This window comes from Oligoflexus sp. (assembly GCF_035712445.1).
GTDB lineage: Bacteria > Bdellovibrionota_B > Oligoflexia > Oligoflexales > Oligoflexaceae > Oligoflexus.
Window position 1 is genome coordinate 35,831 of sequence record NZ_DASTAT010000061.1, and the last position, 21,844, is coordinate 57,674.

A 21,844-nucleotide genomic window follows, 5' to 3' on the forward strand; every position below is an offset into this window, starting at 1 on the left:
TTAGCCGTTGCCTTCAGCCGGCGCCGGACTTGCCGTCGCCGCCGCCTCGGTACCCGCTCCCTCGTCGTCCTTGGCCGCGGATTTTTTCACCCTCGGTGGGAACTCAAAGCGGAACCCTGTCCAGTCATTTTCCATAACGAGCTTGGCGCTGAATTTCCGGCCTTTTTTCGATACGAAATCACTGATGATCGGTGTTTCCTTGGTCTGCAGGAAGGTCACCAGATCCTCGCGGGTCAGATTGCGTTTGCAAAGGACGCGCGGGAAAGCAAAGCCGGGGGCTCCGCGTTTTTCACCCGCATCACGGCCTTTGACCTTGGTCTGGCACGCATAGTCCGCGGGCGTTTCGATCACCATGCAATCCGGAGCGCACTTCAGGGGACAGGGTGCGATCGGTTCCAGGTTCACATCGAGCTGCGGCTGATTCGGATCGACTTCGGTGGAATTCTCGACGACGCGGCGCACGAGTTTGCCACCCTGGAGTTCGAGCACGGCCCGATAATCCTTGCCATTGGCATTCTTGAAGCCATCCAGTTCGGGCGTGACCTTTTTTTCCAAAAGGATGCGCACGGCGTTGCGGTTGATGTAACGGCCGTTGAAATCCTTCCAGATCAGAAAATCGCAGGCCTTCTTTCCGGCCCGCTTGGTGCTTTCCGAGCAGCCATAGAACCAGGCGCGCTCAAAAACGGGACGCCCACAGTTCGGGCATGGGCCCAGGGGATTTTCATCCGGATAAATCTGTTCGAAATCGAAGTCACGGGTCGAGTCCACGACGTCCTTCGCGTAGGTCGCGATCTCGCGCATGAAGTCTCCCGGGGAACGCTTGCCTTCCTCGACTTCGTTCAGGAAGAGTTCGAGCTGTCCCGTGAGTTCTGCCGACGTCAGGCGACTCGCATTGATGCGATGCAGGATATCAATGAGGCGAATGCCCTTCGGCGTGGGCCGCAGGTTTTCGTCCACGTATTCACGGTTCTTCAAGTTTTCAATGATATCAGCGCGGGTCGCGGCCGTGCCGAGTCCATCCGCACCGCGAAGGGCCTGCGACAGCTCCTCGTTTTCAATATGACGACCGGCGTTTTCCATCAGGGACAGAAGACCGGCTTCACTGATGCGGGCCGGCGGCTTGGTTTCGTGCTCTTCCAGGGTCGCTTCACTCGACTTCACCGAGACGCCTTCGGCTTTATCCTTGCCGGGAATCAGGGCGGCGAAGGACTTATCGCCTTTATCCGGCACCTTGCCGAACACGGCTTCCCAACCGGCTTCCTTCAGAACGCGCGGCGGCTTGCTGCGGAAATAATTCCCGCCGACTTCCGTGATGCGCTCGACCTCTTCATAGACCGAGGGTGGATAGAACGAGGCCATGAACTGTCGGGTGACCAGATCGAAAAGCTTCTGATCATCACCTTCCAGCGCGCGCACTTCACCTGTGGGAATGATGGCAAAGTGATCCGTGACGCCTTCGTTATTGAAGACCTTGTCCTGATTCAAAAGACCCTTGTCCAAAAGATGTTTGGCGTGAGGGCCGTAGTCTCCGGTTCCCGAAAGGATATCCAGGATGCGGCTGACTTCAGGCTTATAATCCTCAGGCAAAACCTTGGAACTGGTACGCGGATAGGTCAGGACCTTATGCGTTTCATAGCAGCGCTGGGCGGCGCGCAGCGTCCGGTTCGCCGACCAACCAAAACGGGTGTTGGCCGTTCTCTGGAGCGAGGTCAGATCGAACAGCATCGGCGGGTTTCGCGGCGATGGCTTGCGTGTTTCACTGGCCAGCGCGGGTTTCCCGGCGATGGTCTGAATCACGGCCTCGGCCTTGGCCTTCTCAAAAATGCGATCTTCCTTCTGTTCACGCGTGGCATTCTTGCGATCGAAGTTGGGATCGTACCAGGTGCCATCATAAACCTGACCGTTGGCCTCGAAGTTGCCGATCACTTTCCAATAGGCCTGCGGATTATGCTCAAGGACTTCCAGCTCGCGTTCCACCAAAAGACTAAGGGTCGGTGTCTGCACGCGACCCGCGGACCAGGAGACCCCGCGCTGATTTTTTGCTTTCAGGCGCACGGTCAAAGCTCGCGTCGCATTCATGCCGATCAACCAGTCCGCATGCGCGCGGCATTCAGCGGCGGCGGCGAGGCCGATATACTTCATGCCATCCTGCAGACTTTTGAATCCGTCCTGGATGGCTTTTTTGGTCATGGATTGAAGCCAGAGCCGATGGATGGGTTTGGTCACCCCCACGTGCTTGACGATCTCACGGAAAATCAATTCCCCTTCACGCGCCGCATCGCAGGCGTTCACGAGGTAAGCGACGTCATTGCGCTCCATCAATTTCTTGATCACGCCGAGACGCGTCTTCTGATTCGGCACCGGCTTGGTTTTGAAATCCTCCGGGATGATCGGAAGATCGGCCAGGCGCCATCGTTTATAGATAGGATTGATATCTTCCGGTTCGAGAAGAGTCAGGATGTGACCGACCGCATACGTGCAGACCATGGTCTCGCTTTCGTAGTAGTCGCCCTTGCCTTTCTCTTCAAAGCCACCGAGGGCTTGCACGATATCCTTCGCGACGCTTGGCTTCTCAGTAATTATCAGACCTTTTCCTTGCATCGGTACGCTCTGTCCTTCCGGTTGGCTATTCCTCCCTACAAAATCTTTAAGACACCCCGCTGTCAAGAGATATTCCAGACTTTTTGTCATTCCTGGGCGCTGCACCGCCTCTGGACGACGCACCAGACTGGCTCTCGGGAACATTTAGGGTGTCCTTGGAAATAGACTTCATTGCATGATCAAGTGAAAGACGACATGACACCCGGGCAGAATTTCACGGAAGGGTCAGCCAGCGCCCCAGGAGCTTGCGAATATCATCGAGCTGAGCAGGCTTCGCCAGGAAGTCGGTAAAACCATGCTGCAGGGCTTTCTGCCGATCCTCTTCGCGGCCCAGAGCGGTCAGGGCAATGACCGGCGTGCCGGGAATGAAATGAGGCAGGGTATGCAGAATGCGATTCAGCTCGAAACCATCCATATGCGGCATCTGGCAGTCGACGAAGATAAGGTCAAAGTGCTTTTTTTCCAGCCATTCGAGAGCATCAACACCCGAACTGGCCAGCGTGGGCTCGGCTTTGAGTTTTTTCAGCTGCTTGTCCGCGACCTTCAGATTCACCGGATCGTCATCCACGACCAGAATCCGCGCGCCTTCGAAGTTCAAAGCCTCCGGCTGAGGAGCCGGCGTCTGCGAACGTATGGACTGCGGATGACGCAGCACATAGGCGCGCGCGGAACGAGGATGACGCCAGGGCTCGCGGACCTCGGGCTGCAAGGCCTCCTCCTGCAGAGCAAAGGGAAGCGTGCAGCTGAATGTGCTGCCGACACCCGGCTGGCTCTGCACGCGGATACTGCCGCCGAGCAGCTGGACCAGATCGCGGGTTAAACTCAAACCCAGTCCTGACGAAGGATTGCGGCTCAAGTGAGCGGATTCCGTCTGTTCAAAAGGCTGGAAGAGTTTGTCCAGTTCAGCGGCGGCGATGCCGTGGCCGGTGTCCTGCACATCCAGCAAGAGACGACAGGTCTCGCCTTCCCAGGCCTCGACGCGCACCTTGATCAGGACCTGGCCCACGCTCGTGTATTTGACGGCATTGCTGATGAGATTATTCAGGATCTGACTGAGTTTTCTTTCATCACCGCGCAGGGCATCCGGCACATCCGCTTCAATCACGCTGCTCATCAGAAGGCCACGGTCCCGCGCATCCCGCGCGTAAAGCTGCAGGGAATCCTCGATCAGGCGGCGCAGATGAAAATCACGGGTGACTCGATTCATCTTGCCCGCTTCCATGCGACTGACATCCAGCACTTCGGAAAGGAGATCCACCACACGGCGGCCACTGCGATCCATGACATCGAGCATGTCGAGCTGTTCCGCGGTCAGGTTGTCCTTTTGAAAGATTTCCAAAAGTCCCAGAACGCCATTCATGGGCGTGCGGATTTCATGGCTGAGCCAGGCCAAGAACTCGGTTTTGCTCTGCAGGGCTTTTTGATGTCTTACAATATGAGCCTTGAGCGCATCCTTACTCACGCGACGGGCATTCAAGGCGATTCGGGTCTTCAGCAGGACCTGGGGCTCGGCCAGGATTCCTGCCTGGAAGACGATTTCATCGACGCCGTGATCCAAAAGCTCCTGCATCTCGGCCGGGGTGGCTTTATCGAGGCAGACAATGAGATGACAGCCGGGATCCCGCAGGGCAAGACTGTCCACAAGGCCGAGCAGCCGGGCAAAGGGGGCATCGGTTTCCGGTTTGACCCAGATCGCTTCGAGCTGCGGGAAAATTTTAAGAAGAAGGGTCGTCTCCCGATTCAAGGCGACAAGTTCGTGGGGCCAAAACAGGACCAATTGACGCCACAGTGGACAGAGGACGTAGCGTTCCTCGGTCAGTAGAGCCATTTTAGCGCTATGTCTGCGGCTTTCCGGTGCCATGGTCTGGGTACTCCTGAACTCATCCCTTTATCGAACCCAAACCCCTGAATCTTAATGGCAAAACTTACCCAGACAGGGATGCGCGTCATGGCTCTTGCGGCTAAGTAGGCGATCTGTCGGCTCCAGGAAACGTTTATAAAAAAAGTCCCAATCCGGTGGAAAATGAGCAAAAGAGACCTGGCCATCAATAATTTTATGTGTTAGCTTCCCCGACCTGTTAGACTAGAGCGAAAATTTATCAGCACGGTTTCATCAGCAGGACCATCTATGAGCGCAAATTTACGCAACATCTGTATTATCGCCCACGTTGACCATGGCAAGACCACGCTTGTGGACTTCCTCCTCAAACAAGCCGGGACTTTTCAGGAACACCAGGCGGTTGATGATCGCGTCATGGACTCGATGGACCTGGAACGTGAACGTGGGATTACCATTCTCGCGAAAAACACCTCGGTGGTCGTGGGCAACACCAAGATCAACATCATCGACACACCGGGTCACGCCGACTTCGGTGGCGAAGTGGAACGCATCATGGGTATGTCCCAGGGCGCCATCCTTCTGGTCGACGCCGCGGAAGGCCCTCTGCCCCAGACGCGTTTCGTACTGGAAAAGGCCATCAAACAAGGCCTGAAGATTATCCTCTGCATCAATAAGGTCGACCGTCCTGAAGTTCGGGAAGGTGACCGCATCAATGAAGTGATCAACGGCGCTTTCGACCTCTTCTGTGACCTCGGTGCCACCGAAGATCAGTCGGACTTCCCCATCCTTTACGCCTGCGGCCGTCAGGGCTGGTGTACGATGAATCCCGCTGAAATCCCTTCGCTGCTGGAAGGCAAAAAAGGCGATCTGAAGCCACTCTTTGACCTTGTCCTGGATTACGTGAATCCGCCCCAGGTTGAAGATGGTCCCTTCCGCATGCTCATCAGCAACCTCGATTATTCCGAGTGGGTTGGCCAGATGGGTGTGGGCCGCGTGTACTCCGGCTCCGTGAAAAAAGGCGATCGCCTGATCAGCAAGACCGTGGACGCCGCGGGCAAGCCCGTCAACCGTCCTTTCACCGTTTCCAAAGTGCTGTCCTTCAAAGGTCTGCGCCAGGTCGAGGTCGATGAACTCGAAGCCGGTGATATCGGTCTGATCGCGGGTCTGGATGAAGTTCATATCGGCGACACCATCGTCGCCAACGAAACCCAGGAAGCCCTGCCGCGTATCATTGTGGAAAGCCCCACTCTCGGTATGATCTTCTCGATCAACACCGGGCCTTTGTCCGGCCAGGAAGGTGAAGCCGTTCAGTCGCGTAAACTCCGCGATCGACTGCTCCGCTTCTGCCGCTATAACGTGGCTCTGCGCTTCGAAGAAACCTCGCAGCCCGACCAGTTCCGCATCCTCGGTCGCGGTGAGCTTCAGTTCGCGATTCTGATCGAGCAGATGCGCCGCGAAGGTCTGGAATTCATGATCGGTCGTCCGGAAGTCCTCTTCCAAAAAGATGAAAACGGTCAGACTCTGGAACCTGTGGAACGCCTCGTTCTCGACCTTCCCGAACAATTTTCCGGTGAAGTGACCGAGATGCTGCAGACTCGCAAGGGCATCATGAGTTCCTACGAAAATATCGGCCACGGCCGTATCCGCTTGAAGTTCGAGATCCCGACCCGCGGTATCCTCGGCATCAACTCGCGCTTCAAAACCGCAACCCGCGGTGAAGGCATCATGAGTTCCGAGTTTATCGGTTACGTTCCGTTCCGCGGTGAACTCGTTCACCGTATCAACGGCGCTTTGATCTCGGACCGTGATGGCGAGACGATCCCCTACGCTCTGGAATCCATCCAGGAGCGCGGTCAGCTCTTCGTCGATCCAGGCGTGAAAGTTTACGAAGGCATGATCATCGGCGAATGCGCGAAGGATCAAGACCTGAACGTGAACGCCTGTCGCGAGAAAAAATTGACCAACCACCGTGCCTCGGGCTCGGACGGTCTGGTTATGCTCCAGGGTGTCCGCAAGATGTCGCTTGAGCAGTGTATCGAGTGGATCGAAGACGATGAGTGGATCGAAGCCACTCCCGAATCCATCCGTCTGCGCAAGAAGATCCTCGCTCAGAACATGCGGAACATGAAACGCTAAGTCATGACCAAGGACGGAAGACATACACTCGGCCTCGCGCCGATGGAGGGAGTCAGCGAACTCCCCTTCCGTCTTTGGATGGCTCAGGTCAGTGCCCCTGCCTTCAGCTCCACTCCCTTTCTCCGTGCCACCGATACCTATCCCGCTCAATTGCCTTTGGATTTTGCAGCCGAAGTCACGCGCGCCTGGGATGTGGGCTATCAGCTGGTTCCCCAGGTCATGGCCTCGGAACCCAAGGATTTTGTGCGGACAGCGCAATTGCTCTTACCCGCGGCTGATTTCGTCGATCTCAACTGCGGCTGCCCTTCGCCCAATCCTGTCAGCGGGGGCGCGGGATCCAGTCTTCTGAAAGTCCCGGCGCATTTTCTTGGATTCGCCGAAAGGCTGGCCGACAGTCTGCCCGCGCAGAGTTTCAGCATCAAGATGCGAACAGGTTTCGATGATGCCGCGCTTTTCGATGAACTGACCTCGGGTCTGCGCCCGCTTCCTTTAAGGCAGCTCACGGTTCACGGCCGCACGAGGCGCGACCGCTATGATGGCCGCAGCCGCTGGGATCTAATTCAGCGCGCGGCCGAACAGCTGCCCTGCCCTGTCGTGGGTTCGGGCGATATTCTGAGCGCGGCGTCTTTCCATGAAATCGCTGCGGCGGCTCCTTCTGTTTCCCGCTTTATCGTGGGACGCGGGGCCTTGCGCAATCCCTGGGTATTCATGGAGCTTCGCAATCAGGAGCCGGTCGTCATTCGCCGCTCGCTTCTGCAGAAGGTCGTGGCGAGCTTTGCTCTTCTCACTGAACTCGGCATGGATCATCAGATCGACAAGCTGGAGCCTTTGGTGAAAAAAGGCCTTTGGCAGAATTCAGCCGGGAATAGTGGGCAGGCCTGGGCCGCGCTCTATGAAGAACTGAGCACAGCCTACGCGGGAAAGATCGTTGCCTTCAAGGATTTGGAGGTCGATCGCATCACCCTGGGGCGCGTGAAGATGGTTTGGAATTATTTAAGGAGCAGTCTGCCCGACGTTTATTTCGAGCCTCTGCTTCTGCGTTCCAAAAGTCTGGGCGAGCTGCTCACAGGCCTGACCCGTCTTGATCCTGGGGACGAGGCCTTCACTATCCAAAATCGCCCGGAATGGGACTGGCTATTCACCAGCACGCGGCAAAAACCTGGCGCCACGCCCGCTGAAGCCTGAAATTCAACCCCGCAAGGCCTTGAAACCCAAGGACAAATCAGGAATTATTTCAGAAAAATAAGAATCCAACCGATAAGCCTCTCAGAACTGAACTCTGCACATTGTTGTTAAAAATTGCGAGGGATAGCTATGTGGCGCCTATGCCTGATTTTGGGGCTTTCATTGAGTGTGAATGCATGCTCAAACGCATCCTTTAAAGGCATGTCGGGCGGCAAGTCACGGAATGATTCCGCGCCGCCAGAGACCAATACCGAAGACGTCACCAAAGGCAATCCGCCGGTGCCGGACCAGGGGCCGCAGCCCATTCCACCTGCGCCTCCAGGCGCGGAAAATCCCAATACGCAGAATCCAGGTCCCTGTGAGTCGATGAACCTTTCGCTCGCGAGCCTCTATCATCTGCATGATGAACAGTGCCATCAGACCGATACGGGCGACAGCGGTGAAGACGATGACGATATGGATGATGATGATTCCGATAATCCGGGACAGAATAATCCGGGGCAGAACTAAAGCGAGGGGCTGAGCCTCACGGTCTTGGCTCCAGGATTGAAGCGGCGTGCTCCGGCCTGATCATGAAAACTCAAGACGAAGACTTCCGCCTGATCCATCAGGCGCCGAATCATGGGGGCGGGCGCATCGAAACGCATATGCGGATTGCGCGCGTCGACCAGCACATGAATAGGCTCGTATACCAGATAATCGCGAAGGTGCGAACTGCGGATAAAATCAAAAATCTGCTGCACATCGGCCTGCGCGGTGATCTCGACCACGATGCGTTTCACAGCGGTGTCACGCAGGAGTTCGACAAGCACCTCAAAAAAACTGTAGGCCATCTCGCAGCAAACACAGGCATTCAAAAGCCGTTTGATGCGCGGCTCCTCGCTCCGTGAGAAATCCAGCTTCACGGCGCCTTCCTCGCAAAGGATCAACCCCAGTTTTTCACCAGCCCATTCATGATCCAACTGATGCTGAATGAAAGTCGTTTTGCCGGAACCTAAAAGTCCGCCGACGATGTGGAGAGGAACGGGCGCTGCGCGCCGTGGAGGCAGTTCAATCATGTTAAAACCCTTGACCAGTACAGCCTGCATCATTCCATAGAACAGAAGATAGGGCAACCAAAGTCCCTCCAATCGAACTGTCAATTTTTGACAATAACCGTCAAAAATTGATAGCCATTTTTACCCAGCTTTGGAATTGTCCGGCCCTGGAAGCTTTGCTATGCTTAAGGCTCAGGCTTCGGCGCATCCTACCGTTTTAACCGCCAACATCCCAAGCGGAGAGGACCAGTCTTGAAAGCGAAATTTCATTCCCGCCCATTCCCTTGGAATCGCGCGGCACGAGACCTTTTCATTCATCCTGGAATTCTGCTGCTGAACGTGATTTCGTTTCTTACGATTGCCCTGTTTTCAGGCACGATTCTGACCTCCGCTTTTCTTTTCGTGCATATCGCGGTCAACTTTGCGGCCACCACGGGACTTGAACGCATAACGGACGCCCACGCGCGCCGTTTCTTTTATTGGCTCTGCGTGGCTCTGAACGCGGGCAGCTTTTTGATCCTTCAGCACCTCGGCTTGATTGGAATCCTGGATTCGAATAACGTCAGCACGCCCTCGACCCTTCCCTTTCTGATGGGTTATGCCTTCTACACGCTGCAGGCCCTCGCGATCCAAGGCGCTGTTTATCGCGGGCTGATCACGGGCCTTAACTTTCAACGCTATGTCCTGGCCGTAAGTTTTTGCGGGGCATTCCTCGCTGGGCCTATTTTTAATCAGGCGCAGCTGAAGGCCTTCGAGGATATCGAAGTTTCCTTTCCCACACCGGCGCGCATCTATCAGCATCTTCACTTTCTGATTGGCGCCTTGGTCTTTAAATATGTCTTTGCCAACTGGCTGAGTCAGTGGGTCAACACTCAGGACGTTTCGAGCCCTCTTCTGATCGCTCGCACCGTGCTGTGCTTTGAGCTTCAGGTCTATTTTGATTTTGCAGGCTATAGCCTTCTCTCCTTTTTCCTTTGCCGCATCTTTTGCATTCCCATGTACCACAACTTTCAGCATCCCTTCGCGGCCCGCAACATCCCCGAGTTCTGGCGACGCTGGCATGTAGGTCTCGGGACTTTTTTCAAAGAAAATGTTTTCACGCCTCTGAAAGGGATCTATCCGAATCAAACAGCCACACGCATGGCCCTGCCGATTACCGTCTTCATGCTCTCGGCCCTTTGGCATGGACCGACGCGAAACTTCGTCCTTTGGGGGTTGCTGCATGGTCTCGCGTTCGTCTCGTCCGTGGCTGTTTTGAAAGCATTCCGCCCGGGATTTCTTCTGCGCCTTGGCACTCGACTCTCCGTCTTTGTCGTGCTTTTCTACGGGCGCCTTCTCTTTATGGAAAGCGACTTCGGGCGTCTTATGCACAAATTCAGGGAATTGGGCCGCTTTCTTCATATGGGTCGTGAGTTATCTTTGATCTTCGCGAATCGCGAGTCGCTGACAGGCCTGCTTCTGAAAAACTGGGATGGCTGCGTCGTAGGCCTCGCGATCGCAGGCATCATCGGCTATGAAGTCTGGGGGATTTCCGCCGATGACAGGCGCTGCTACCGCTACCTTAAACCAGGACTATGGGCTTTGATGCTGCTGCTTCTGATGCTTCTCTTCTTCCAACCAGCCGATCATGCAGGTTTTGTCTATGGACGATAGGAATCAATCGCTCTGCTTTTTCGCGATTTTGGGATTTGCGGCCGTCTACCTTGGCTTTGGGTTTCTCTATGCCCTCGACAAGCGGGATACCAGCAACGTCCCCTACGAAATTTTTCGCGGTAAAGTCCACGCGGCGACCGCGGTCGATGGCCCGCGCCTGCTTTTGGCCGGAGGATCCAATGTCATATGGGGTTCGCGTTCCACGATAATAGAAAACGAAGGTGGCGTTCCGACCTTCAATCTTGCGCTGTCTAGTGAGGCTCACGACCCCAAAGCCATGCGCATTCTTACTACAAATGCTGTTCGATCCGGCGACACAGTGATTTATTCCTCCATTTCATTCTGGAATTCAAGCCAAATCGATCCCGCTGCAGCGGGTGACATCCTAAATGCCGCTGGTCACTTGCCCGACGATAGTTCACATTTCCAATCTTTGAAGAAAAAACTCGGTCGATTCTGGTCACCCTATCCCCAAAAACGCACAGTCGTGACCTCACTTCCTGCCCTTTACCGCCGCTATATCAGTCACGAGCCGAGCGAGCACATGCAGGGTCTCAATGCGAAAGGCGACCTTGCCAGCTGCCTCACACCGGGGGCTGTACCGGGTCCCAATTCCTATGTTGAACCGGCCGAACAAAGTATTCTCCTGCAGGAACTGCAGGACTTCGAAGACGCTCTCCGACAGCGCGGTGCATCTTTGGTCCTGCTCTTCCCACCCAATCTCATTCTGGAAGGGGAGAGGGACAAATGGATTCAGAATTTCACGCCTGTGTTCGAGGCCATGAAGCGTCGCTTTACAGTCGCGCAGGAGACATTGGACGCGAGTCTTTACACCGACAAAAGTTATTTCTGCGATACAGGATTTCATCTGGCGGATGCTGAAGCAGCCGAACGCAGCCGCAGGATCGGTCAATTCATAAATGAAACACGCAAGGCCGCACCCATGAGCAGAAATTAAGACACCTGTTCCAAAGCCAGAAACTCAGAACCGTCTTTTAAAATCCGCTCTGCCTCACCGGCTTCAAAGATGCCGCGATAGAAGGCGTCTGCTTCCGCATCATTCCGAATAGCCGCGGAACCGGGCCCCAGACTCTGTTTCTGAAAGTACGGCTTCAGTCGCGGCGGAAGACCTTCATACATGCGCGTTGGCATCGTGATCATATGCCCCGCACGGGACGCGGGCCACTGCTTGCGGAGGCTTTCATAGCGAGTGGCCAGCACGATGCTGTCGCCGAAAAGTTCATAAGACCGAATTCCCGACACCGTGAAAAACCCCTGAATGGCCCCGCGGGCCATCCCGATGGAACAGTAACTGCGTGACTCCGAAGTCGTGCCCGGGAACTCCTCATCAAAGGCATTCAGAAAACCAAAGGCCAGCTGCAGCGCCACCTCATGGCTGACGTGTCCGGGCGGCGTTTGGAAGGGGAAGCCGACTGCGCATAAGAACCCGTCGCCCATTTCCTTGATACGGAATCCCGAGGCGCTCAGGGGATCGCCCTGATAATCGCGGTTCATGAGATGGCCGCAGCGATCAAAGAAACGCCGCAAAAAGTTCGGCAGGTCGTCGATCTGAGAGCTGGTGCTCGCAATGATATCGAGACAGATCACGACCGCTTCACCCGAGGCATGAGGCATGGTGGTTTCCAGGATCCCGCCTTCCTTCATCTGCTCCATCTGATGCGGATAGACCATTTTTTCCAGCTGGGAAAAGGCATGCCGCCGCCGTTGCGCTTCATGCAGGCGGGCGAGCCGCATTTTGTGGGCCAGCGCATAGGAAATGATGATGGCCTCAAAACTGGCGCCGATGAAATTCAAACTCACGATCCAGGGTTCATCGGGCACGGCTGCCATCAGGTGAAGGACCTGAGCCACGTTGCCGACGATCAAAAGCGACCAGGCTATCAAAAAATACATGGCCAGGGGATGCCGCCGCTTCAGAGCAATGACCGCGGCCAGGACTGCCATGACAGAACCCATGATCGAGAGGATCTGAGTGATGTTCGCGGCCCAGATCAGCTGATCGAAGGCGGTCAAGGCCACCGGAACCCCCAGCGCGAGCATATAGCCGATTATGACCCGACCAAACCAACGTTTATAGTGCTGAAAGTCCAGGAAATAATAAATGAAGGCCATCGTGAAAAGAAGAGCCGCATTGATACTGAGGATACCGAGATGATGGATCGGTCCGGCATCCGGAAACCCGAGCTGCTTTAAAAAGCCGGTAAGATAAAGCTGCGCGATGGCATAGAAGTTCAGATAGAAAAAATAGAAGACTTGCGAAATTTCACGATTCACGAAATAGATCACAAGATTATAGAACGAAAGCGCAAAGCAGATGGCGAAAAAGCCACCGAAGAGCATAAGCTCCAGCACCATGCGGCTATAAAAATAATCCGGATTATAAAGACGCCAATCGAGGACGAACACATCCCGGGATTTCTGGCGAATCAAAAGAGTGTTCTCACCCGGACTCAGCCTCAGGTCGAAAATCGGCAGCCGGTAGTCAACCTTCGAGGCCCGCAGGGGTCTGTCCATGCCGAGGGACTCTGCATGAGTCAGACGCCCGGCCACGCTCTGATAAAGGTCCACGCGACTGGTCATCGCAACGCCATGCTGAAGGAAAACACGTTCCTCCTGAGTGCTGCGATTGTGGATGGTGATCAGACTCCAGCACTCCTGATCCTCGCCGACATTCAGCTTCTGCCGACCCGTGGGGATCCATCCCTCGGTACGTCCGAGCACAGTCTGCCAGTCCAAAGGCTCCGCACTGCAGAGATAGAGGAAGCCTTCATGCGCAAAGGTCTCTCGCTGCCCCGGCTCATGGATCCAGGGCGCAGCGTACCCAGCTGTCCAGAAGGTCAGCAGGAAGACGAAAATCAATATCCTCTGCAGCAAACTCTGTCCTTTCCATGGGGCAGACTATGCACCACAGTTGTTTTTCGGTAGCCTGGGCCCTGCGTGAAGAGGCAAAACTTGCCGCGCTCCCGGAGCACTGGTTATACTGCGCCCAGGGAGGCCCTTATGAAAACTGCAGCACTTGCCTGGCTACTGACCGCAGCCCCTTATTCCTGGTTTGGCGCAGAAATCCGCACGCGCGAAACCTTTGGACAGAATCTGAAAACCCTACGTGTGACCTGGCTGGCGAAACCCGCAGCCGGCAACTGTGCGATCACGCTTTTTTCGCTCTTCAATGGCGATCGCATTTTTTCCAGTGGCCAGGGTCACTGGTCGGAAATTGGCTTTGAAATCTATGGAGGCTCCGCAGCTCAGCCGCTCTATGATGCCTTTCAAACGCAGTACATCACCTATGAATCGAAAAGCGATCCCGCTGCAAAGAGAGGGCGGCAACATGCTATCCAGCATCGCGTGGACAGCGCAGTCCCTGATATCTGGGATGGCGGCTATCACGAATTCCAGGTGGAATGGCGGCCGGCGTCGGATAGTTCCGCACAGCTGATCTTTCGGCTGGATGGCACGATCATCCGCAAGGAAACAGGCGGCGATCTTGGTCGGCTGGAAGAGCAGCTCAAGGTCCACAGCGGAGCCTGGATGGGCTTCTACGAAGGCAAGTGGGCCTGGGGTTGCTCCGACGATTCCCCAAGGTCTGAGTCCACGCGGGTCGAGCTGGATAGTTTTCGCATCGAGCAGCTTGAAAATGGGAACTGGACGACGAGGCTGCTGCGATCCTTTGATCGCAATGAGGAAATAGATTGGAGCTTCGAACGATCGAGCTGGGGTTTCGAATCCTTTGCCGGCAGCTACTGTCCCGGCAATGCCTTTGCCCGGAGCGGCCGCCTTGTCCTTGAACTCGATCAACAGTGCGGACCCGGTTTCTAGCGCGCAAGGGCGGGATAGGTCAGCAGCAGGATATGCACCAGATTCAAAAGAAAATGAGTGATGATGCTGGCCTCGATCCGTCCAGTGACCTGATACATCCATCCGTATCCGAGTCCGGCAATGCTGGCAAGGATCACGTACGTTAAGCCCCCTGCAAAGTGAGCCACACCGAAGAGCAGGGAGGCGATGCCAAGCGCCAGAACTTTTCCATAGCTTAAATCCCGCCCCAGCTCGCTGAGATATTTTTGCAGAAAGCCGCGAAAAAAGCCTTCTTCCGCGACGCATACGAACAAAAGGTTCGTGACGGCCCAGATGGGAAGTATCGCCGGCACCTTCGGATCCCAACGCACGAATTGAAACGCCACGGACAGAAGAGCGAGCCCCAGAATAATCCAGGGCGCCCGCGTACTGGTTTGCAGAATCAAGGCCTTCCCGTCGGACCATGTTCGGATCAGGTTCGGCATGGAACCCAGGATAAAGACACCGATCAGGGTCTTGTCGAAATTCAGGTGCAGCGTAAAAGGAATTCCATCCTCGCTCACCTGCACAGCATCCACGACTTTCAGATTATGAAATCCGGGAAAAAGATGCGCGCCCAAACCAAGTCCGGTCAGAGCCAGCACGCCCGCGGCCACAGCACGCACCCCAGGCCTTTCACCTGTTTGCAAAAAATGTGTCGCGAGAGCAAGCACGACCAGAGGCGGCAGGGCAGCCAGGCTCAGATGATGGGCTATGCCTCCAAGGATCAGGGAACATCCCAGAGGAAGCCACCAAAAGGGAATTCTCCATGGCAGGGGCAGCCACAGAGCGAGAACAGTTAAAAAGAGAAATACGTAGGCAAGTGTCGCAATAGGATCCATGGCAGAGTCCACCCAGGTGTTTCGCATCAGCACGTGTCTCGGTGATAAACGCAAAAGCCTGGGGAATTCAAGCCTTTTTCAGCGGCTTTCACCCGCGCAGAAAAGATCGGCGACCAGCACCTGGCGCTCGACGAAGCGCTGAAGACTGCGCGCCTGCATGCGAAGGCTTTTGCCATGCTGCCGGTCTTCATCCATCGCTCGCATCCAGACGCGCACGGCTGCGGCCCGAGACCCCACCAGCGAAAGAATCTGTTCTTTCATTGCGGCGTCGCAATCATAGAGAAGAAGGGCCACCTGCTCATCCTCGCAATGCGCGAGCGCCAGCTGAAGTTGAGGATCCTGGCGCTCCACCAGACGCCCGAAGCCGGCATGCCTATCCAGGCAGGCGCCCAGCACCAGCATCATAAGATCAGAATTCAGCGCGGTATCCAGGGTAAGATCCGCGAAGTAGCTATCGACCACCTGCATGGCCTCACGATCGGAATAGAGCTGATCGCGCAGCTGATCAGCGTCCGTCTGCAGTATGGACCGCACCCGACGCATCAGCTGATCCATCGTCGTGTCTTCCTTGGATCCACTTTGAAACCAACCAGGGTGCAGATCCTGGCGTCCACGCAGCCAGCCAGCTCGTTCCTTATCCAGGAGTTCCGCCAACGCGCGGCGCCGCGGCCGCGTCATCTGCTGGGCGACCCGCTGCCATTCACGACGGGTCATGAGCTGCACGAAAAGCGGTGCGGAGGCCAAAGGACTTCCCTGCCCCAGCTCCCGCGCCAGATCCAGAAGGAACCGCAGAGCGGCGCGCTGAGCCTCGCGAGGATGCGTGACCGGATTTTTAATATCGGTCAGCAGCAAAAGCTGATCGGTCTCTAAAAAATTCAGCATGGATTCCTGCGTGGCGGCATCCAGCCAACCCAGAAATTGCAGAAGCGCTTCGCGGTCCTTGTCCCAATAGTGCTGCACGCGCTGCCCGGCGCGTTTCGCATCCATCTGCATAAGCAAGCGCCAGGCCTCGCGACCGCGTTCTCCGAAATCCTGAATCACGCGCGGAGCGACAAGGATACCCAAAGCCGGCGTGTTCGCAGGAACGGCTGCGGACGCATCCACCGTTTTTTTCCGGGGTTTCAACCAGGATGTGATGATCTGGGCAAGAAAAAGTCCAGCCGCGCCGACGAGTAAAATTCCAAGAATAGCATGCAAAGATTGCATAAGAGACGCGCGCAGCCGGGGCTCAGGTGCGGGAAACAGCGGCGGATGAAAGGGTCGGGCCACCAAAGGCGGGGGAGCCAGGGACAGCACGGATCCCTGCGCAGCCGGCAGTTCAGGAAGCTTTTTTACGCGGCGAAACTCCAGTTTCTGCCGGGGTTCTTCCACCGACAGATAGCGCGTCACGAGGTCTTCCACCTTTTTGCGGCTATCGCGGCTCAAGGCGGCATCGAAACGCACAATGAATTTCGTGCTGCCCATATCCGGATGCTGCATCAAATCCCGGGTGGCGGCCATGCGCAGATCCGTATCATCGAGGGGTTTCACCTCGCGCCAGCCCATGCGCCAGAGGAATTTATGCCAGCGGAAATACAAGGCATCCGCTACGAAGGAATGACCACAGCTGCTCTGCACCTGGACCTGGGGCGCAGGATCGGGCAGATGCAAACGGGCATACGATTCCACGCGTCTTTGCAGCTCGTCCTGCCATTCCCGGCAGCTGCTGGCACTCAGGCGCGTCCAGGCCATCTCACCCAGCCCGAGGCCCATGATGAGCGTTGTGATGACAAGGATGGTGATCAGTGATCTTCGCATAGGTCGCTGCCCCCGGTGCGCATAGGCAAAAGCGGTTTCCCTTCCATCATATTGCTGCTATAGGAAGGATCAAAAGGGCAGAACTTGCCCAGGCAGGAGTGCAGCATGCTGGAACATATCGTACTTTTTCGCTTTAAGCCGGAAACCACAGCGTTTACCAAAGAGAAGATCGTCAGCGAACTCATGGCTCTGAAAGGCAAGGTGCCGAGCATTCTCGACATCAGCGCGGGCCCTAATTTCTCGGACCGAAACCAGGGATTTGAATATGGATTGGTCGTGCGTTTCGCCGATCGCCAAGGACTTGACGCCTACCAGGTGCATCCCGATCATCAGCACATCGTGCACGAATTGATCCGCCCCGCCCTGGCCGATATCCTGGCCGTGGATTACGAGTTTCCACGTTAAGGCGGGCTCAAGTCGCCCAGGAAAATGCCGATCCGTAAGAGCAAGCAGTCCCATGCAGCAGGAGATCGGCCTTGTCCGGCAAGAATAAAATATTGAAGCCTGGCGAACTACTGTTCAAAGTTGGTGAACAGTCCGATGGCATGTATCTGATCCGCAAGGGTCAGATCCTTGTCTACCTTGACAAGGGTGGGACTGAAATTCCTTTGGCCACCATTGGTGCCGGCTCCATGCTGGGTGAGATGGCGCTCTTCGATAAAAAACCGCGCTCGGCCTCGGCCCGCGCTGTCGATGATGTGGAAGTCACCAAGATTTCCAACGATGAATTCAATAAGATCATGACCCAGATCCCGAAGTGGTTCGTCACGCTGATGTCGACCTTGTCCTCGCGCCTTCGCGACACCAACGAGCGCCTTCAGGACATCGAGGCCAAGTACAAGGGCAACCTGAATCCCATCGAAGAGATGATCAAGACCGTTCATGTTCTTCAGCTGCTCTACTACAAGATGGGCGTGAAGGAAGTGAAGAGCTGGGGCATCGAACGCGAGCCCGCGGAAAGGGAAGTCGCGCAGATTCTGAACAAGGATAAAGCCAAGGTCACGCCGGTCATCGACGCGATCGTGTCGGGTGGGTTGGTTACCATCACCAAGAACTCCTATAAGAAAGATATGCTGACGATCCACAACCGTGGTGATCTGGAGCGTTTCATTGATTTCTCGAGCCGCATTCGCAAGAAAAATACGGCGATGAAATTTTTGCCCCAGGAATTCGTCGATATCCTCGATCTTCTCTGCCGCCAGGCGAAGGCCACGGCCTATGATACCTTTTCCATCGACCTTAAAAATCTGGAAGAGGAAGGCAAGAAAAAAGGCTTTGTCGTGGAAAAATGGACTGAAATCGCCATGATCCTGGAAGGCATCGACGATGCGATCGTCGTGGCCAAGGGCAAGGACATCAATTTCAAAGTCCAGAAAAAGACCGTCGAGATCGTACTGCAGCATGCCCGCATTCTCAGGGCCATCTCCCGCACCGAAGAGAAAAAGCAGAGCGGCAAGGCCGCCTGAACCCTTGCCCGCTCTTTCACCGCTTGCTACCCTACGGCCTTCATCCACGGCAGAGGTGGCGACGTGCTGCCCTACGGCCTTCATCCACGGCAGAGGTGGCGACATGCAGCAATTTATTGGAATTTTAGGCCTGCTCATCATTATCGGAATGTGCTGGGCGCTCTCGGAAAACAGATCCCGTATCGCCTGGCGCACTGTGGCCCTGGGCGTGGGCCTGCAATTCATCTTTGCCTTCCTGCTGCTCGGAATTCCTGTGCTCGGCCTGCACAGCCCGGCTTACGCCATCTTTGAAGCAGCCAACAATGCCATCGTAGCGGTCGTGGGTTACTCCGATCAGGGCGCCAACTTCCTGTTTGGTGACCTCGGCAGCACCGATAAATACGGGTATATCTTCGCCTTCCGCGTTCTGCCGACCATCCTATTTTTCTCGGCGCTGATGGGCGTACTCTATCACCTGGGCATCATGCAGCGAGTGGTTTACGGCATCGCCTGGGTCATGCATCGGACGCTGAAGGTCAGCGGCGCGGAAGCCCTCGCGGCGGCGGCCGAGATCTTTCTGGGTCAGACGGAATCCCCACTCATGATTCGCCCCTATATGAGCGGCCTGACCCGCTCCGAGCTCATGGCTTTGATGACCGGCGGTATGGCCACGGTTGCGGGCGCAGTCCTGGCCGCCTATGTCGGCATTCTTTCGCCGCTCATTCCCAACATTGCCGGTCATCTTTTGGCGGCGAGTATCATGGCGGCACCGGCTGCGCTGGTCCTATCGAAACTCCTCGTGCCGGAGACGGAAATTCCAGAAACCATGGGCCGGGTGGAACTTCACACGGAGAAGACGGCCGTGAATATCATCGATGCCGCCGCGCATGGCGCCAGCGAAGGAACCAAACTCGCGCTGAATGTCGGCGGCATGCTGATCGCGTTCGTCTCTCTCATGGCGCTTTTCAATGGCCTCTTCACCTGGTTCGGCTCGCTCCTCGGATTGGAACAGTGGCTCGGTCATCCCCTGACTTTGGACTGGCTCCTCGGCTGGATCTTCGCCCCACTCGCCTGGGTCATCGGTATCCCGGCTCATGAAGCCCTGGCGATGGGCCAGCTTCTAGGCAAAAAACTCGTGCTCAATGAATTTGTCGCTTACCTGGACCTTGCAAAAATGGGCGAAGGCGTCTCCGACCGTTCCCGCGTGATCATCTCCTACGCGCTCTGCGGCTTTGCCAATTTCAGTTCGATTGCCATTCAGCTGGGAGGAACGGGAAGTCTTGTGCCCGAGCGTCGCCCGGATATCGCGCGTTATGGAATGAAGGCTTTGCTGGCGGGAACTCTGGCCACATGCATGACCGCTGCGATCGTGGGGCTTTTGATCTGATCGGATGGAAAAAGCCGACGGATAAGATCACACCGGCTTTTTTTTCAGAATACGGTACCGGCCTTAAGCGCCTTTTTCAAAAGAGCCTGGCTGCTGGCGCTGCGAAGATTCACATACTGCGAAATATAAATATCCTGGCCATCTTCGGTCTGGCCGACGCCACCACCGGATGTCACACCCGCGAGGCGACCTTTGATGAAGAGGGGTCCACCCGAGTCACCCGAACCACTCAAAGCATAGCGGCCTGCTTCCACATCACTCACCGCACCCGGCACGCCGATGAATTGAATCATTCCATCGTCGCTGACGTTGGCGACCTGGTTCACGCCCTTGCGTTTTTTACCAGCGCCCGATCCCGAGAGCTGACCCAAAGAGTCCACATAGTTTCTGTTGTTGCCATAACCCACGATGGTCAGTTCATCATCCACCTGAGGATCGACGACCGCGATCTGGCTGGTCGCTGGCGCGCTGTTTGCGGGGAATGTGATCACAGAAAGATCAAGCGGACCGACGCCATCATTGATGTCGTAGCTGGCGTCGCGATACCAACGCTGGGCTTTCGCCAGAGCGCGCATCTGCGGGCGACCTTTGACCATCTTCTGTTCAACCAGGTAAAGAGCAGGATTGCGCTCGCTGGTGCCCTCTACACAGTGGCCGGCCGACACAGCCTGGGAGTCGTTCACGAAAGTCGCCGTGCAGTTGGCCAGACCTTCCGGAGTTTGCGCTGCGATAAAGACCACCGACGGATAATCCGTCTCAGCAATTTCAATACCGTTGGTCACCTTAACAGCACTCGTCTCGGGTCCTGCCGATCCGCAGGCGATCATATGAAAGGCCAGCCCTGTCGCGGCGGCGAAGTGAAACCAGGTCTTGTGTGATGTGCGTGCCATGCAAGCTCCCATTCCTGTGTGTTGTGCGGAACGGAATATAGCGGTCTGCTGACTGACTGGCCAGAACAAATTTAATTTTTTTCAATATTCCAATAAAGTCCTGAAACCATTTATCAAACTGCTGTTTCAGGTCCACATGAAATCTCCTCAACCAACAGTTTTGATCAGGCCTGGACCTCCAAATAATCGAATCCAATTAGGATCACAGCTGGGTACTTTGCAGCACAACCCGAGCCGCGAGGAAAGCCCCGCCAAAGCCAAAAAACTCAAATGTTTCGCGAGCCCTTCCCTGGTGTTGGCCTTGCAAAGAAAAAATCGGCTGTCCAAGCCTCATGCACCTACGGGAGAGACCTCATGAGCTTCAAACTTAGCACCTGGACCCTTGGCCTTCTTCTTTCCGCCCCTGCTCTTGCTCATTCCGGATCCCAGCACATAGATCTGCCGAACTGCGGCGGTCACGCCATGGTTTATCGCAACGAGCGTCAGACCATCATCAAAATCGAAGACGTAACCGACTGCAGCAACGTATCCGTCAATGGCCAGCGCATCAAAATGCAAAATCTCAACGATCGTTACTCCTATGTCTATACCTGGCAGCCCACGTTTTACCGTGAGCAGCTGACGCTCCGTGTTCATTCCAATACCTCGCGCACCGAAGATCATGTTCAGCTGCAGGCGGACGAGAATCATGCCGGAAAAAAAAGGCCGCGCTGGGAACGTCCAAGCTGGAAGCCAACGTATCCCGCACCGTCTCCCGTCGTGACCGTTCGTGAAGACGATCTGATCTACCTGGATGAGGCGCGCAATACCGCACTTCTCCCGTCCTGCGGTGGACGCGTGCGGGTGGACATCGAACAGCAAAAGCTGATCGTGCGACTGGAAGGAGCCAACACCTGCGATCGCGTGCGCCTGACCGTTTTCAATCAGCAGCCCCTGGTGATAGAAAGCGTGCGCCGGCTGGATCGCAACTGCGAAGTCTGGACTTTCCGTTTGCCTGAGCGCGCGGTTCGTCCCGGGCGCAACAGCCTGACCCTCGCCATTGAGAATCGTTATCGGGAACGCGCGGACTATGTGCGCTATTACTTTTCAGATCAGCGCTGGTTCTTTGCAAGCGGTGGCCGCTAAGCCCCTGCGCAATTGACTTACGCGACCCTCATCAACACAAAAAACTAGCCG

Annotated in this window: 17 protein-coding genes; 10 read left to right on the top strand and 7 right to left on the bottom strand. The window is 55.8% G+C overall.

The annotated features are described in order from the left end of the window. Together VFO10_RS12320 and VFO10_RS12325 are read right to left on the bottom strand one after the other, a co-directional pair. Entirely contained in the window at positions 1-2,745 is a 2,745-nt protein-coding gene (locus VFO10_RS12320; RefSeq protein WP_325140504.1) for a DNA topoisomerase, read from the bottom strand. A gap of 70 nt (positions 2,746-2,815) precedes the next feature. Beyond that, positions 2,816-4,462, bottom strand: a complete 1,647-nt coding sequence (locus tag VFO10_RS12325) for a response regulator (protein WP_325140507.1) — start codon at positions 4,460-4,462, stop codon at positions 2,816-2,818. A 267-nt stretch (positions 4,463-4,729) separates the two neighbouring features. Between VFO10_RS12325 and typA the strand changes: the two genes are divergently transcribed. The 3 genes from typA to VFO10_RS12340 all read left to right on the top strand — a co-directional run bounded on the left by typA (position 4,730) and on the right by VFO10_RS12340 (position 8,272). Continuing rightward, complete coding sequence (gene typA, locus VFO10_RS12330) at positions 4,730-6,577, top strand: translational GTPase TypA (protein ID WP_325140509.1); 1,848 nt, start codon at positions 4,730-4,732, stop codon at positions 6,575-6,577. A gap of 3 nt (positions 6,578-6,580) precedes the next feature. Continuing rightward, positions 6,581-7,762 carry a tRNA-dihydrouridine synthase family protein gene (locus VFO10_RS12335; protein ID WP_325140511.1) on the top strand — a complete coding sequence of 394 codons (1,182 nt, stop codon included), beginning with the start codon at positions 6,581-6,583 and terminating at the stop codon, positions 7,760-7,762. A gap of 129 nt (positions 7,763-7,891) precedes the next feature. Next, a complete protein-coding gene (locus VFO10_RS12340) occupies positions 7,892-8,272 on the top strand; it encodes a hypothetical protein (RefSeq protein WP_325140513.1) in 381 nt (126 codons plus the stop codon). Here the strand turns inward: VFO10_RS12340 and VFO10_RS12345 are convergent. Next, positions 8,269-8,877, bottom strand: a complete 609-nt coding sequence (locus tag VFO10_RS12345) for a GTP-binding protein (protein ID WP_325140515.1) — start codon at positions 8,875-8,877, stop codon at positions 8,269-8,271. The two genes, VFO10_RS12340 and VFO10_RS12345, sit on opposite strands and share 4 nt — an antisense overlap. A gap of 174 nt (positions 8,878-9,051) precedes the next feature. Here VFO10_RS12345 and VFO10_RS12350 point away from each other — a divergent pair, with 174 nt between their 5' ends. Beyond that, positions 9,052-10,452: an MBOAT family O-acyltransferase gene (locus VFO10_RS12350; RefSeq protein ID WP_325140517.1), complete on the top strand. Its 1,401-nt coding sequence runs from the start codon at positions 9,052-9,054 to the stop codon at positions 10,450-10,452. Beyond that, complete coding sequence (locus VFO10_RS12355) at positions 10,442-11,410, top strand: hypothetical protein (protein WP_325140520.1); 969 nt, start codon at positions 10,442-10,444, stop codon at positions 11,408-11,410. The genes VFO10_RS12350 and VFO10_RS12355 overlap by 11 nt, the downstream gene beginning before the upstream one ends. On the opposite strand, the gene VFO10_RS12360 is transcribed toward VFO10_RS12355, so the two are convergent. Beyond that, a complete protein-coding gene (locus tag VFO10_RS12360) occupies positions 11,407-13,347 on the bottom strand; it encodes a 7TMR-DISM family protein (RefSeq protein ID WP_325140522.1) in 1,941 nt (646 codons plus the stop codon). The two genes, VFO10_RS12355 and VFO10_RS12360, sit on opposite strands and share 4 nt — an antisense overlap. Positions 13,348-13,473: 126 nt before the next feature. Between VFO10_RS12360 and VFO10_RS12365 the strand changes: the two genes are divergently transcribed. Then, positions 13,474-14,289: a hypothetical protein gene (locus VFO10_RS12365; RefSeq protein ID WP_325140524.1), complete on the top strand. Its 816-nt coding sequence runs from the start codon at positions 13,474-13,476 to the stop codon at positions 14,287-14,289. On the opposite strand, the gene VFO10_RS12370 is transcribed toward VFO10_RS12365, so the two are convergent. Both VFO10_RS12370 and VFO10_RS12375 read right to left on the bottom strand, forming a co-directional pair. Next, the gene (locus tag VFO10_RS12370; RefSeq protein WP_325140526.1) at positions 14,286-15,149 is read right to left on the bottom strand and encodes a CPBP family intramembrane glutamic endopeptidase; all 864 of its coding nucleotides are present in this window, start codon (positions 15,147-15,149) and stop codon (positions 14,286-14,288) included. The two genes, VFO10_RS12365 and VFO10_RS12370, sit on opposite strands and share 4 nt — an antisense overlap. 78 nt (positions 15,150-15,227) lie before the next feature. Beyond that, positions 15,228-16,946, bottom strand: coding sequence for a hypothetical protein (locus VFO10_RS12375; protein ID WP_325140528.1), 1,719 nt, complete (start codon positions 16,944-16,946; stop codon positions 15,228-15,230). A gap of 105 nt (positions 16,947-17,051) precedes the next feature. Between VFO10_RS12375 and VFO10_RS12380 the strand changes: the two genes are divergently transcribed. From VFO10_RS12380 to VFO10_RS12390, 3 genes are all read left to right on the top strand, one after another. Then, positions 17,052-17,351: a Dabb family protein gene (locus VFO10_RS12380; RefSeq protein ID WP_325140529.1), complete on the top strand. Its 300-nt coding sequence runs from the start codon at positions 17,052-17,054 to the stop codon at positions 17,349-17,351. Between the two features lie 71 nt (positions 17,352-17,422). After that, complete coding sequence (locus VFO10_RS12385; protein WP_325140531.1) at positions 17,423-18,412, top strand: Crp/Fnr family transcriptional regulator; 990 nt, start codon at positions 17,423-17,425, stop codon at positions 18,410-18,412. Positions 18,413-18,515: 103 nt separating this feature from the next. After that, positions 18,516-19,778: a NupC/NupG family nucleoside CNT transporter gene (locus VFO10_RS12390; protein ID WP_325140533.1), complete on the top strand. Its 1,263-nt coding sequence runs from the start codon at positions 18,516-18,518 to the stop codon at positions 19,776-19,778. 44 nt (positions 19,779-19,822) lie between these two features. Here the strand turns inward: VFO10_RS12390 and VFO10_RS12395 are convergent, their stop codons facing one another. Next, positions 19,823-20,668 carry a trypsin-like serine protease gene (locus VFO10_RS12395; RefSeq protein ID WP_325140535.1) on the bottom strand — a complete coding sequence of 282 codons (846 nt, stop codon included), beginning with the start codon at positions 20,666-20,668 and terminating at the stop codon, positions 19,823-19,825. 354 nt (positions 20,669-21,022) lie between these two features. On the opposite strand from VFO10_RS12395, the gene VFO10_RS12400 reads away from it, so the two are divergent. After that, entirely contained in the window at positions 21,023-21,793 is a 771-nt protein-coding gene (locus VFO10_RS12400; RefSeq protein WP_325140537.1) for a hypothetical protein, read from the top strand. Positions 21,794-21,844: the final 51 nt, after the last annotated feature.